At 42.5% G+C, this 14268-nt stretch carries 10 protein-coding genes; 2 read left to right on the top strand and 8 right to left on the bottom strand.

Annotated elements, in window-relative coordinates:
- Nucleotides 1-199: 199 nt before the first annotated feature.
- From fusA to ACMHKH_RS11870, 4 genes are all read right to left on the bottom strand, one after another.
- Complete coding sequence (fusA, locus tag ACMHKH_RS11885; protein ID WP_413520852.1) at nucleotides 200-2326, bottom strand: elongation factor G; 2127 nt, start codon at nucleotides 2324-2326, stop codon at nucleotides 200-202.
- Between the two features lie 373 nt (nucleotides 2327-2699).
- Entirely contained in the window at nucleotides 2700-3173 is a 474-nt protein-coding gene (gene rpsG / locus ACMHKH_RS11880; protein WP_011514497.1) for a 30S ribosomal protein S7, read from the bottom strand.
- 210 nt (nucleotides 3174-3383) lie between these two features.
- Nucleotides 3384-3758 (bottom strand): 30S ribosomal protein S12, encoded by a 375-nt coding sequence (rpsL, locus tag ACMHKH_RS11875; RefSeq protein ID WP_011281154.1) that lies wholly within the window; start codon nucleotides 3756-3758, stop codon nucleotides 3384-3386.
- A gap of 429 nt (nucleotides 3759-4187) precedes the next feature.
- Complete coding sequence (locus tag ACMHKH_RS11870; protein WP_413520851.1) at nucleotides 4188-5585, bottom strand: EcsC family protein; 1398 nt, start codon at nucleotides 5583-5585, stop codon at nucleotides 4188-4190.
- A gap of 656 nt (nucleotides 5586-6241) precedes the next feature.
- Between ACMHKH_RS11870 and ACMHKH_RS11865 the strand changes: the two genes are divergently transcribed.
- Both ACMHKH_RS11865 and ACMHKH_RS11860 read left to right on the top strand, forming a co-directional pair.
- Nucleotides 6242-7477 carry a beta-ketoacyl-ACP synthase II gene (locus tag ACMHKH_RS11865; protein WP_413520850.1) on the top strand — a complete coding sequence of 412 codons (1236 nt, stop codon included), beginning with the start codon at nucleotides 6242-6244 and terminating at the stop codon, nucleotides 7475-7477.
- A gap of 3 nt (nucleotides 7478-7480) precedes the next feature.
- Nucleotides 7481-9154: an anthranilate synthase component I family protein gene (locus tag ACMHKH_RS11860; RefSeq protein ID WP_413520849.1), complete on the top strand. Its 1674-nt coding sequence runs from the start codon at nucleotides 7481-7483 to the stop codon at nucleotides 9152-9154.
- Nucleotides 9155-9265: 111 nt separating this feature from the next.
- On the opposite strand, the gene hisC is transcribed toward ACMHKH_RS11860, so the two are convergent.
- The 4 genes from hisC to murA all read right to left on the bottom strand — a co-directional run bounded on the left by hisC (nucleotide 9266) and on the right by murA (nucleotide 14164).
- Complete coding sequence (hisC, locus tag ACMHKH_RS11855; protein ID WP_413520848.1) at nucleotides 9266-10399, bottom strand: histidinol-phosphate transaminase; 1134 nt, start codon at nucleotides 10397-10399, stop codon at nucleotides 9266-9268.
- A gap of 102 nt (nucleotides 10400-10501) precedes the next feature.
- Nucleotides 10502-11800, bottom strand: a complete 1299-nt coding sequence (hisD, locus tag ACMHKH_RS11850; RefSeq protein ID WP_413520847.1) for a histidinol dehydrogenase — start codon at nucleotides 11798-11800, stop codon at nucleotides 10502-10504.
- A gap of 251 nt (nucleotides 11801-12051) precedes the next feature.
- Complete coding sequence (gene hisG, locus ACMHKH_RS11845; protein WP_413520846.1) at nucleotides 12052-12747, bottom strand: ATP phosphoribosyltransferase; 696 nt, start codon at nucleotides 12745-12747, stop codon at nucleotides 12052-12054.
- 148 nt (nucleotides 12748-12895) lie between these two features.
- Nucleotides 12896-14164, bottom strand: a complete 1269-nt coding sequence (gene murA / locus ACMHKH_RS11840) for a UDP-N-acetylglucosamine 1-carboxyvinyltransferase (protein WP_413520845.1) — start codon at nucleotides 14162-14164, stop codon at nucleotides 12896-12898.
- Between the last annotated feature and the right edge of the window lie 104 nt (nucleotides 14165-14268).

Here is a 14268-nt window from a genome sequence, read left to right as displayed (position 1 = left end):
GGTCAACTGCTTAATATCTATAAAGTTATTAAGGGAATAATGACCACATTAAGATAAGTGTTAAAAGGGTGCACATACTAATGTGCAGATATTATAAGAAAATCACGAGCAATAACAAGTCTTTTAACCAATTATTGGTCTATTATCTGCTGACAATATAGAGATATGCCCTATATTGCCATCATCGATAGATTTTTGCTTACTCGTCTTCATCTTTATTGTTAAATTTAGAGATGATAGCTTCTGCAACTGATTTTGGAATTTCCGCGTACTTTTGGAATTCCATTGAGTAAGTCGCACGGCCCTGTGACATTGAGCGCATTTGTGTGGCATAACCAAACATTTCCGCTAATGGTACTTCAGCACGAATCTGCTTAGTGCCGCCAGGTAAGTCTTCCATACCTTGAACCAGACCACGACGACGGTTTAAATCGCCCATGATATCGCCCATGTAGTCTTCTGGTGTTTCAACTTCTACTTTCATTACTGGCTCAAGTAGAGTTGGGTTTGCCGCCATGAAGCCTTTACGGAATGCGATAGAACCAGCCATTTTAAATGATAACTCATCCGAGTCAACATCATGGTAAGAACCATCATATAAGGTTGCTTTTACGCCAACGATTGGGTAACCAGCAAGTACGCCGTTTTTCATGCGCTCTTGAATACCTTTATCAACGGCACCGTGGAATTCTTTTGGTACTGTACCACCAACAACCTCTTCTTTAAATTCATAAAGAACATCGCCAGCTGGATCAAGAGGCTCAAGACGTAACCAAACGTGACCAAATTTACCACGACCACCTGTTTGACGTACGAATTTACCTTCTTGCTCAACCACATTACGAATCGTTTCGCGATAAGCAACCTGTGGCGCGCCGATGTTGGCTTCTACCCCAAACTCACGCTTCATACGGTCAACAAGAATCTCTAGATGCAGCTCACCCATACCACTGATGATGGTCTGACCAGACTCTTCGTCGGTATGGACACGGAACGATGGATCTTCTTTCGCTAAACGACCTAAAGCGATAGACATTCTTTCTTGGTCACCCTTGGTCTTAGGTTCAACCGCTAAAGAGATAACAGGATCTGGGAATTCCATACGCTCAAGCGTGATAACATTTTGCTCATCACATAAGGTATCACCAGTAGTGACGTCCTTCATGCCAACTAAGGCTGCGATATCACCCGTACGGATCTCTTGTAGCTCTACCTGAGCATCTGCCATCATCTGTACGATACGGCCAACACGCTCACGCTTCATTTTAACAGGGTTATAAACGCTACTGCCTTGCGTTAGAACACCTGAATAAACACGAACGAAGGTTAAGTTACCAACGAACTTGTCATTCATGATTTTGAACGCTAGTGCTGCGAACGGTTGGTCATCTGATGCTTCGCGGAAGCCTTCAGACTCATCTTTGTCATCAAGAATACCCTTAATAGCAGGAACATCCATTGGTGCTGGTAGATACTGAATAACCGCATCCAACATTTTTTGTACACCTTTGTTTTTAAAGGCAGTACCACAAAGCAATGGAATGATTTGGTTATCAATAGTCAACTGACGAATCGCAGTGTTGATTTGCTCTACTGACAATTCGCCATTTTCTAGATACAACTCCATCAACTCTTCGGTCGCTTCAGCAGCGTTTTCTACTAGATTCTCGCGAAATTCTTCCGCTTTTTCTTGTAATTCAGCTGGGATTTCGCGCTCTTCATATTCCATACCTTGCGACGCTTCGTCCCAATAGATGGCTTTCATAGTCACTAGATCCACAACGCCTTCAAAGCCATCTTCTTTACCAATTGGGATAACCAATGGTACTGCGTTGCCGCCCAGACGAGTTTTGATTTGTTCTACCACACGGTAGAAATCAGCACCAACACGATCCATTTTGTTAATGAATGCTAAGCGCGGTACTTTATATTTGTTTGCCTGACGCCATACGGTCTCAGACTGTGGCTGAACGCCGCCTACTGCACAGTAAACCATGCAAGCGCCATCAAGGACACGCATAGAACGTTCAACTTCAATCGTGAAGTCAACGTGACCTGGGGTGTCAATGATATTGATACGGTGTTCGTCGAACTGCTTAGCCATACCTGACCAAAAACAAGTTGTCGCCGCAGAAGCAATGGTAATACCACGCTCTTGTTCTTGCTCCATGAAGTCCATGGTAGCTGCGCCATCATGTACTTCGCCAAGCTTGTGGCTAACACCGGTATAGAACAAAACACGTTCAGTTGTGGTCGTTTTACCAGCATCAATGTGCGCAGAGATACCAATATTGCGATAGCGCTTTAGGGGAGTTTTACGAGCCATAGTGTTTTCCTAGGGAAATTCGTGTATATATTAATGTGTTGTGTCTCTACCTCTACTCTACGACAAAGCCATTTTGCTTTGCAATATTACTAATTATTGAACCTAATACGGGCAAAAAAGAGTAACAACTAAGAATAGTACGGCATCAAATTCAGGAGACTTTCTTTACAGAATAGCATCCCTGTTTAAAACAGCATCTTGACAGATGTTCGCCATCTAAAATGAGTATGTTTATTATTATCTTTCAATAACTACAAGCAAATCATTTATTAACAATGGCGACAATCAATAGAATAAATAAATTATACCTAGATGACTGGCATACACCAGTCATCTAAAACTACTTTTAAAAAACAACTTAATTAAAAGTAGCTTAGAAACGGTAATGAGAGAATGCTTTGTTAGCATCTGCCATGCGGTGAACTTCGTCACGCTTCTTCATAGCATTACCTTTGCCATCAGCAGCATCATTCAATTCGCCAGCTAAACGCAAAGCCATTGATTTTTCAGAACGCTTTGCAGCAGCTTCAGCTAACCAACGCATAGCCAAGGCGGTACGACGGGAGGGGCGTACTTCCATTGGCACTTGGTAGGTTGCACCACCAACACGGCGAGCTTTTACTTCTACCATTGGGCGAACGTTTTCTAGCACTTCTTCAAAGAAAGATACTGGATCTTCAATGTTACGCTTTTGGCTTACTGTCTCAAGTGCACCGTAAACGATACGCTCAGCAGTAGATTTTTTACCATGACTCATGACATGGTTGATGAATTTTGCAACAGTTTGGCTACCAAACTTAGGATCCGGTAGGATCTCACGGGTAGCAACGACGCGACGTCTTGGCATAATAATAATCCTTTTCTTCAGGAGTGTCTGACATTCACAATCTCGCACCAATTAATATTGAATGGCGTTATATCGAGTTGTCAGTCAGCCTTACTGCATAGCGGTATGTGATAAAGGGTTAATGACTCATTTGGTCAAAAAATTACTCACATCAGACCCATGCACAGTTAATGGGTGGTACAAAGAAATCTATTTAATAACGATTGGTTATTAAACTTTAGGTTTCTTAGCACCATATTTAGAGCGACCTTGCTTACGGTCTTTAACGCCTGCGCAATCTAGTGCACCACGAACGGTGTGATAACGTACACCTGGTAGATCTTTTACACGACCACCACGGATAAGAACAACACTGTGCTCTTGTAAGTTATGACCTTCGCCACCGATATAGCTTGATACTTCATAGCCTGAAGTCAAACGTACACGACATACTTTACGCATGGCTGAGTTAGGTTTTTTAGGGGTAGTAGTATATACGCGAGTACATACACCACGGCGCTGTGGGCACGCTTCCAACGCAGGAACTTTTGACTTTTCCTTGATGGTTTTGCGACCTTTACGAATCAATTGGTTAGTTGTTGCCATGAGGCATCCTTCTCCCGTTTGGTAAAAAACAAAAAAATAGGGAAACGCACCATCCATCTGACTCTAACGACAGATTTCGGCACACCCATTTTTAGGACAGTGTATTATAAAGACTTGTTGCTGCTATTTCAACCACTTATGAGCAGTTGGACTTTACAGCAGCGGATAGATATGTATATCAGTCTACCACTATATCTCTTTAATCTGTTTTTGATGATATAAGCCAAAAAACAGTAGACTAAATAAAGTAGACGAATACATCATTTAGATAACATACTTAGAGATTAAAACAGTCATTTATCTTAGCTATATGGCGATATTGTCTTATTATTCAAGAGAGGCAAGACAATATCGTCAATATTAAAGTTAAGCGCTAAAAGTATAAAATGTCAGATTGCTAAAAAATCAGTAGCAAATCTTGATAACCCATTATTTGCTCGATTTAGCAGCTGCTTTGTCTGATTTTTTTGATTTGCTGTCAGAAGATGTATCTGCACTACCCTGCTTGTCATTCTTGCTACTGTTAACTTTCTTTTCATCCACTTTCTTCTCGTCAGCTTTAGCATCGACATCGTTTTTCACGTCGTCTTGTTTATCGTCAGCTTTTTTCTGAGTATCTTTTTTATCTTCTTTTGAAGCAGTGTTTTGCGGTTTTGTCTCTTTAGGCTTATCTTCCTTAGAATCAGCTTCTTTAGAATCAGGCTGTTTCTGCTTAGTATCAGCTTTACTATCTTTCTCGCTTTCTTTCACGGCATCTTTTTTAGCATCGTCTTTCGATACAGTGTCTTTTGCTGGTGTCTCTTGTGAAGTGGCATCTTGAGCTTTATCTTCTTTCTGCTCAGTGCTACCCGTTGCTTCACTAACCTTAACTTCACTACCACTATCATCAGTAATCGCACGGTTAGCAAGCTTAGCTTCTGGTGCGAAGGTCGCTTGAGCAACGCCAATCACCTCATCAATTAACTGGCTGTTATAGCGCATACCAATGATAACGGCAGTGGGTGGTAAGAATTTGCGTATCCATGTTAAATTGATTTGATCCAAATCAATACCAACCTGACTGGCAATGCTGTCTACTTGCTCAGCATAAAAATTAACGCTTTTGTTTTGTAAACCTAGGTTTTTAAGCTCATTGTGCAAACCACTACTTTGCGCACTATCAAGCAAGCCTTTACCGATGCCGATACCTGCAAGCAATGCCTGTTTCTCTTGCATTTTGCTTAGGTCTGCATTGGCAAGTAATTCATATGCCATCTTGACGCCTTGTTTACCAGTCAATGGCTTGTTATATACAGCGCCCAATTGATAAACCGTACGTAAAGACACTAATAACAACCATAAGGTATCTGCAAGCAAACCTGGTAAACCGGCTAAACCTGTGATACCGCCAAGCGTCGCTAAGGCACGGTTTTGATTGGCAATGTCAGTCGCTAACGCATAACGATGCTCATCATCTAGACTGGCAATATTGGCGAAGCGGTGCTCATTCGGTAAATCAATTTGACTCCAGTTTGCAGCAAGCTTGGCAATTTGAGCAAAGGCGCCATCAATGGTCGATTCAAATAGGCTATTTGGTACGATTTTTTTGGCATATTTGCCATAAGTTGCGAAACGGGTGCCCAATAATTGCTGGGTCGCCTTTAATGTTTGTTCACGAAAAAAATCTTGTTGATAATCTTCATCACCCAAGTTCACCGCTTTAAATTGACGCGGTTTACCAGTTTTGGCATTGGTACTATCAATCAGCGCGCCCATACGCTCTAGATTGCCACGCGTAAAAGAGCCAACGGTGCTGATACCTTTAGATAAAGTGCTACGCTTTCCCATCTTAATATCCTTAATATGATGATTGTTATAAAGTAACATTCATTAGAGTAATTTTGATTAAAATAACTGTAGTAAAAATACGGGCTATTAAAGCACCACTTGGTAAAGTGCTGCTTTAACACCTTTTTTATAATAATAAGCTGGTTGCCATTTTAGCGAACCCTGATGAGTCCTGTCAGTGCGAACAATGTTATCGCTAGCACCCCTTTTGTATCTAGAAGTGTCGTTTATAGATAACAGCTTAAGCATTATAGTATATCTGTTAAATCGATTGATATTAAAGAAGTTTGCACTATGACGTCCATTGATGTGCAGTGTTCGCATCTTATACCTATTAATCATACAGTGCAGAAAACTATAAAATAATCATTATTGCTGATAGACCATGTTTTAGCATTATTTTGTATTTACTCAAACACTTTACAACCTTGATACGGTATCATATGCCATAATTCAAAGTACACTTGTACCATTATTAATCTGCTCTCTTTATGAGTGAATCATGAGCGAATAGCGGTAATAAACTTGCCTTTAGCGCCTTGATAGCATTTTGTTATCACGCATTTATTATTCATGAGCAAGATAGCTAGTTTAAGATGGTAAAAACGATGATTAAAAGTAATTATTAAAAAATCGTTACTAATAAGGAATAGAGTATGCGCCGCGTTGTTATCACTGGAGCAGGGATTGTCTCTTGTATCGGATATGATTTGGCTACTGTTACAGACGCCCTTAAACAAGGGCGCTCTGGCATCACATTCAATGAATCTTATGCTGAGCACGACTTTAAGTCGCACGTCAGTGGCAGTATCGATCACTCGATGCTTGATACTTCATCTATCGACCGCAAGCTTAAACGATTTTTCAGTGATGCAAGCCTTTATGCTTATGTCAGCGCCCTAAATGCCATTGAGCATGCCGGTCTATCTTTAGAGACCATAAATAGCAATCCACGCGTGGGTGTGGTTGCCAGCTCAGGCGGTGCGTCGACAGAAAATATCACCAATGCGATAGATGCGATGCGAGAAAAAGGACTGCGCGGCGTTGGTGCGATGGCAGTACCGAAAACCATGGGCAGCTCAGTATCTGCGGCGCTTGCTACTGGTCTAAAAATCCAAGGCGTATCATACTCACTAACCTCTGCTTGTGCGACGTCAACGCATTGTATCGGTCATGCTGCTGAGCTCATTCAGTTGGGTAAAGCAGATATCATACTAGCTGGTGGTAGTGAAGCCGAACATTGGACACAGTCTTGTATGTTTGATGCCATGGGCGCAGTCAGTACTCAATATAATGCGACGCCAGAGCTTGCCTCAAGAGCTTATGACAAAGACCGTGATGGCTTCGTTATTGCTGCAGGCGGCGGTATGGTGGTCGTTGAAAGCTTAGAGCATGCCCGAGCGCGTGGTGCCAATATTTTAGCCGAAATCGTCGGTTATGGTGCCAGCTCTGATGGCGCAGAAATGGTCGCGCCAAGCGGTGAAGGTGCAGTACGCTGTATGAAGCTGGCACTTGCTGATGCTGGTTTAGAAACTGTCGACTATATCAATAGTCATGGTACTAGTACGCCACTTGGTGACATTACTGAGCTTAAAGCGATTGCCAAAGTATTTGATAATGATATTAGTAAAGTTCCTGCCATTAGCTCAACCAAATCTATGACAGGTCATAGCTTGGGTGCGGTTGGCGCGCAAGAGCTGATTTATTGCCTATTGATGCTTCAAGATGGATTTATTGCCCCAAGTATCAATATTACAGAATTAGATCCGGCTGCTGAAGGCTTTGATATCGTCACTGAAAAACGCGATGTTAAGCTTGAAACTCTGATGAGCAATAGCTTTGGCTTTGGCGGTACTAATGCCACATTAATCATCAAAAAATTTGACGCCTAAACTATGGTTGCAATACACTCTGATACCACTGTACAGACAGATTCTGCCCTACCGCCAGCTAGCAAAACTAGCTGGCGTTTTGGTGACTTATCTGCTGCCGAATTGATGCCGCACCTGCAGCGCCATTTGCTAAAACAAGATAGCCGCGCAAACTGGCAACTGGTTTGGCTTAATAACGATGGGCAACCAGTCATTGGCTTATTACCAAAAATGAGCTGGTGTGTTTATCCGCTGGCTAATGACACGCGGCATTCTGCACAGCAGGCAAGCCTTTATAAAGTAGAAAAAACCTGCCGCACTGTTTTTAGCGATTCTGGCAATGCTAGTGATGATGATAGCTATATGAGTTATAGCGAATGGCAAGAGGAATTAATTGCCTATAGTCAGCATTATAACAATAACGATGTTTCAATCTTAGCAAATAAAAATAATCAGCAACTCAGTTATCATCATGGTTTGATAGGTTTCATCAGTTATGATATTGCCACTCATGAGTTGAGCCCAGCCACCAATATTGAAATGGTAGTACAGCCGTGCGCATTATTAGGCCATTATGATATTTACCTAATGCCAGACGCTGAGCAAAAGAACTGGCAGTTAAGGGTAAATAATAATAACGTTAATTTTGATAGCAGCTCAGTTCAACACAACATAAATTCATTGGTCGCAATGTTGATCTCTTATCTGGATAGTTTGGATAAGCAGCTATCGAATGAGAATACTAATAAAAAACAACCCAATAAAATGCCAACTCTCTTACTACAAGCTCAATGGAGCAAGCAGCAATATCAGCAAGCGTTTCAGCAAACGCAAGATTATTTGCAGCAAGGCGACTGCTATCAAATTAATTTAACTCAAGCATGGAATGGCTGTTTGAGCTCTTATGGCGATAAGTCAGTCACCAGTCTCATTGATTACTTACCTGCTTTGCACGCTAATACCCAAGCACCTTTTGCAGGCTATGTAGCGGTTGATACTTTTAATGATGACGACAGAACAGATACGTCAAAGCATCAATTTGAGTTATTAAGCTGCTCGCCAGAATTATTTTTTACCTTTAACACAGACGTTAAGACCGATAAGCATCATATCCGTACCAAACCGATTAAAGGAACGATGCCGCGCGGCTTAACAATCAAACAAGATAATGACTACAAGCAGCTGTTAATCAATAGCGAAAAAGACCGTGCTGAAAACGTCATGATTGTAGACTTATTGCGCAATGATTTGGGTAAATATGCCAAAATCGGTAGCGTAAAGGTGCCACAGCTATTTGCGATTGAAAGCTTTAGCAATGTGCATCATATGGTCAGCACCATTACTGCCGAGCTAAAGACAGATACTCATCCGTTAAGCGTTTTGTTTGGCAGTTTGCCGGCCGGCTCAATTACTGGAACGCCAAAGAAACGTGCAGTGGAGATTATCGCAGAATTAGAAGCCGCACCGCGTGGCGCTTATTGCGGCACTATGGGCTATATGAATTTTGATGGTAGCGGCCAATGGAATGTACTGATTCGTACACTACAAGCGACTAGCGCAGCAGATAATAACAAATACATCAGTTTGTGGGCAGGCGGCGGCATCACTGTTGCCTCTGACTGCGATGCTGAGTATCAAGAGTGCCTTGATAAAGTAGGTAACTTGCTCTCCGTTCTCGCCAAAGCAGATAATAATTAAGCTTTATATATAGAAACAGCTTAAAACATAAAAAAAGCCTACTAACATAATGTTAGCAGGCTTTTTTTATGACTTATAAAACATTTTTCAGTAGTTTAGTCGAACTAATTATTAATTAACTTCAGCAACCGCCACTGCTTGGAGCGCTTTTAATGCATTAATTAAACGCTCATTCTGTGCAGCGGTGCCAATCGTGATCCGCAGATACTCATTAATACGGGGCTTATCAAAATGACGCACGATAATACCTTGCTCTCGTAAGATTTCTGCTACCTGACTGGCAGCACCATCATGTGGACGCGCAAAGACAAAGTTGGCATGTGATGGCAGTACATCATAACCCAACGCTGTTAATTCTGCCGTCAAAGATGTGCGCAAATCGATCACTTGCTGGCGGGTTTGCTCAAAGTAGGCAACATCCAAGACACTAGCTGTTGCACCAGCTTGTGCCAACTTATCAAGTGGATAGCTATTAAAGCTATTTTTCATACGCGTTAATGCTTCAATTAATGAGGCATTACCGAATGCCATACCGACCCGTAAACCGGCAAGCGAGCGCGATTTTGAAAAGGTTTGCGTCACTAGCAAGTTATCAAACTCATTAATAAGGCTGATTGCTGATACTGGTGAATCCGCACTACCCTCTTCTAGCTGAGCAAAATCGATATATGCTTCATCAATCACAATCACTGAGTTTGAATGCTCGCTAGCAAGCTTACGAATATCAGCAAGCGACAATAATAAACCCGTTGGCGCGTTTGGATTGGCAATAATAATACCGCTACAAGGCTGCCGATAAGCATCAGGGCTAATACTAAAATCGGCTTCTAATGGTATTTGTACCAGCTCGATACCAAAGGTATTGGCATAAACTGGATAAAAGCTATAGCTAATATCCGGTGCTAAAATTGGGCGCTCTTTTAAGAAGAAGCTGGCAAATACTAATGCCAATACTTCATCTGAGCCATTACCGACGAATACTTGATTGATATCAAGATGATGCAGCGCTGCTAATGCGCCGCGCAAATCATCCGATTCAGGCGCCGGATACAAGCGCAAATCCGCTGCTTGCTGCGCTAAAACCTTAGTGATTGCCTCGCCAACTTTTGGTGATGGCGGAAATGGATTTTCATTGGTGTTTAACTTACATAAATCGTCGTGCTGAGGCTGCTCACCAGGGACATATGGCGATAAATTACGCGCTTTAGATGACCACAATCTGGTATCTACTTTTAACTCAATCATAAGTTATCCTACTATTAATCACAGAGACGGTTATTTCTAAAAGCTGGCATTCTAAAGGCTAATATTTTAAGAGCTATTAACCAAAGAACTGTTATTCTAAAATTAAGACTGGTAGCGATAACGGGCTGAACGTGCATGGGCTTCTAAGTCCTCACGCTGCGCTAAAATGTCTGCAGTCTCAGCCAGCGGCTTACTACCCGCTTCACTACAATAAATAATGGATGATTTTTTCTGGAAATCATAAACGCCTAGCGGTGAAGAGAAGCGTGCTGTGCCCGATGTCGGTAATACATGATTCGGTCCTGCACAGTAATCACCAATGGCTTCTGGTGTATGACGTCCCATAAAGATAGCACCAGCGTGGCGAATATCACCAAGCAACGTGTCTGGGTTATCAACAGACAATTCTAAATGCTCAGGGGCAACGCGATTGATAACTGCCATGCCCTCCTCGCGGTTTTTGACTAAGATAAGCGCGCCACGATTTTTTAATGAATCACGAGCAATATCTGCTTTAGGCAATTCAGCTAAGGCTTTTTCAATTTCAATAGCGACTTCTTCCAGCTGCTTTTCACTGGTGGTCACAAAAATCGCTTGAGCAATACGGTCATGCTCTGCCTGTGACAATAAATCCATTGCTAGCCAATCAGCACGGTCTTGTCTTTCGCCTTCTGCATACACCAGTACTTCAGATGGGCCGGCAATCATATCGATACCTACTTGACCAAATACTGCGCGCTTAGCGGCTGCAACATATTTATTGCCCGGTCCTGTGATTTTATCCACTGCTGGTATCGTCTCAGTACCATAGGCCAGTGCCGCTACCGCTTGTGCGCCGCCAATAGTAAAGACCCGATCGACTTTTGCCAAATGTGCCGCTGCCAATACCAAGGGATTAAGCACGCCTTTTGGCGCAGGCACTACCATGATGACCTCTTTGACGCCAGCAACTTTGGCAGGGATAGCATTCATTAATACAGAAGACGGATAAGATGCCAAACCGCCCGGTACATAAATGCCAACACGGTCAAGCGGCGTGACCTTTTGTCCTAAGCGATTGCCGAGCTCATCTTCATACTGCCATGATTCTTGTACTTGGCGCTCATGAAAATTCTGTACACGCGTCGCTGCTGTGGTCAAAGCTGTTTTGACCGTATCGTCAAGATTGACGAATGCCTCAGCAAGCGCCTCTTGAGACAACTCTAAAGCTTGAATATTCGTTGCTGGATGTTGATCAAATTGCTGCGTTAATGCTAGAACCACGCTATCGCCGCCATGACGCACTCTATCAATAATATCATCTACTGTTGTAAGCAAATCAGTATCATTAACTGTTTCAAAAGCAAGCAGCTTTGTTAGTTGACTATCAAAATCGGCATCTTGCGTACTTAATTGGCGCATGGCTTTGTCCTATATTTGAGCATGGAATACGGCTATAAAAATCAAAAAATACTGGCTAAAACAGTAGATTATTTATATTTATCTCACTCAGATTATACTGAGCTTTTAGGTGCTAGCAAGCGAATAAAACAAAACCAGTTTAGCACGCTACATCTTCCTTAGCGCACCAAACTGGTTTAGAATTTTGCATAGCTATGCTTGATATTACTAATCTATAAAATGGCGCTATCTTGCACTGATTTATGAATGAGTTATGAAGCGCTAGCAATACTATCTTTAAAGCTATTCAAAATCGGCTCAAGCAGTGCAAACTTGCGTTTATAGCTGACTTGATTGACGATAAGACGTGAAGAGACATCACAGATATGATCCCGTGCTTCGAGTCCATTGGCACGCAAGGTATTACCGGTATCAACGACATCAACAATCAAATCCCCCAAACCAACCAAAGGTGCAAGCTCCATCGAACCATAGAGCTTAATCACATCGACCTGCTGACCTTGGCTGGCAAAGTAAGCACGGGCAACATTGACGTATTTGGTAGCGATACGCAAACGACGGTTCGGTAAAGGTACGCCTTTTACACCAGCAGTCATAAGCTTACACTGAGCAATTTTCAGATCCAGCAGCTCATATACATGATTGGCACCATGCTCAAGCAACACATCTTTACCAGCCACACCAAAGTCTGCTGCACCATGTTCGACGTAGGTTGGCACATCGCTTGCGCGTAAAATTAATACACGGACATTAGGGTTTGAGGTTTGAAAAATAAGTTTGCGCGAGGCTTCAGGGTCTTCCAATAATTCAACACCAGCGGCGCGCAAAAGTGGCATCGTTTCTTCTAAAATGCGACCCTTTGATAACGCCAGTGTTAAGCCTGAAAACTCATCATTTACTTCATTTAATAAAACACTGGTTGGTAAGCTATTGGTTGCTTCAGTCATAGTGACGCTAGTCCGTTTGCTGATGGTGCTAAAAGTTGTCGCCGTTAAAAGGGCAGGATTAATAATATCACGCTGAGCGTTGAGATTATTTTGAAGTTATAACGTCAGGATAATAACTGACTGACGTTATAGATCTTAGCTAACGGTATTAAGCGTTGCTGTTGATACGCTCAATATTGACGCCAAGCGCACGCAATTTGTCTTCAACATGCTCATAGCCGCGATCGATATGATAAATGCGGTCAATTAAGCTCTCGCCTTCTGCGGTTGCTGCTGCCATCACCAATGACATCGAAGCACGCAAATCGGTTGCCATTACAGGCGCGGCAGTAAAGCATTCAACGCCTTTTACGACAGCAGTATGACCATCTACTTGGATAGAAGCGCCCAAGCGGTTAAGCTCAGGGACGTGCATATAGCGATTTTCAAAAATGTTTTCGATAAAGGTACTGGTGCCATCAGCCAAACAAGCTATCGCCATTACCTGCGCTTGCATATCAGTTGGAAAACCCGGATGCGGCTGGGTACGGATATCAACCGCTTTAGGACGACTTTTCATCTGCGCGCGAATCCAATCATCACCGCTAGTAATGGTTGCACCCATATCTTCAAATTTTTCTAGTACAGGTGTTAGTAATAGCGCCGATGTATTTTTAGTTAATACATCACCGCGTGTCATTAAAGCACCAGCAAGATAAGAGCCTGTTTCGATACGATCTGGTACCACTGAATACTCACAGCCATGCAAACGCTCGACGCCTTCGATGGTCATGGTAGCTGTACCGATACCACTGATTTTTGCACCCATTGCCACTAGCATATTGGCCAAATCAACCACTTCTGGCTCAAGCGCACAGTTGCCAAGGATAGTAGTTCCTTTAGCAAGTGCTGCCGCCATGATGACGTTTTCAGTACCGCCTACCGTCACCATATCAAAGGAATACTTACATCCTAGCAACCTACCACCTTTTGGCGCTTGTGCAATCACATAGCCGTTTTCTACTTTAATACTAGCACCCATCGCCTCAAAAGCTTTGAGATGCTGATCAACAGGACGCGAACCAATGGCACAGCCGCCCGGCAAAGATACTTCTGCCTCACCAAAGCGCGCCAACAATGGACCCAATACTAAGATTGAGGCGCGCATGGTTTTGACTAAATCATACGGCGCATAAAAATTATCGATACTTTTGGTATCGCAAGTAACGCTATCACCATTTTTTTGGATATGAATACCCATACCAGCGATCAATTCAATCAACGTGCGTACATCTTTTAACGATGGCACATTGTGCAATGTCGTCGGCGTTTCAGACAATATCATCGCCGCAAGTAACGGCAGCGCGGCATTTTTTGCGCCTGAGATAGTGACTTCCCCAGCGATACGACTACTACCCGTGATTAAAAATTGATCCATAAAGATGACAACCTAGCGATAAGTATAAAAAAATAATGAAAAACCAAATCAATCATCACTAGCAAAAATACTTGCTAGCAATAAAAAATCCAGTCACAAATAAG

The organism is Psychrobacter glacincola (assembly GCF_965118485.1).
GTDB classification, from domain to species: domain Bacteria; phylum Pseudomonadota; class Gammaproteobacteria; order Pseudomonadales; family Moraxellaceae; genus Psychrobacter; species Psychrobacter glacincola_D.
Note: the sequence above shows the minus strand (reverse complement) of the source record. Positions and strands in the feature narration are given on the sequence as shown.

Excerpts from the sequence above, each read along its gene's own strand:
- rpsG (WP_011514497.1), bottom strand. The coding sequence starts at position 3,173 with ATGCCAAGACGTCGCGTCGTTGCTACCCGTGAGATCCTACCGGATCCT.
- ACMHKH_RS11860 (WP_413520849.1), top strand. The coding sequence starts at position 7,481 with ATGGTTGCAATACACTCTGATACCACTGTACAGACAGATTCTGCCCTA.
- rpsL (WP_011281154.1), bottom strand. The coding sequence starts at position 3,758 with ATGGCAACAACTAACCAATTGATTCGTAAAGGTCGCAAAACCATCAAG.
- murA (WP_413520845.1), bottom strand. The coding sequence starts at position 14,164 with ATGGATCAATTTTTAATCACGGGTAGTAGTCGTATCGCTGGGGAAGTC.
- ACMHKH_RS11870 (WP_413520851.1), bottom strand. The coding sequence starts at position 5,585 with ATGGGAAAGCGTAGCACTTTATCTAAAGGTATCAGCACCGTTGGCTCT.
- ACMHKH_RS11865 (WP_413520850.1), top strand. The coding sequence starts at position 6,242 with ATGCGCCGCGTTGTTATCACTGGAGCAGGGATTGTCTCTTGTATCGGA.
- hisG (WP_413520846.1), bottom strand. The coding sequence starts at position 12,747 with ATGACTGAAGCAACCAATAGCTTACCAACCAGTGTTTTATTAAATGAA.
- fusA (WP_413520852.1), bottom strand. The coding sequence starts at position 2,326 with ATGGCTCGTAAAACTCCCCTAAAGCGCTATCGCAATATTGGTATCTCT.
- hisC (WP_413520848.1), bottom strand. The coding sequence starts at position 10,399 with ATGATTGAGTTAAAAGTAGATACCAGATTGTGGTCATCTAAAGCGCGT.
- hisD (WP_413520847.1), bottom strand. The coding sequence starts at position 11,800 with ATGCGCCAATTAAGTACGCAAGATGCCGATTTTGATAGTCAACTAACA.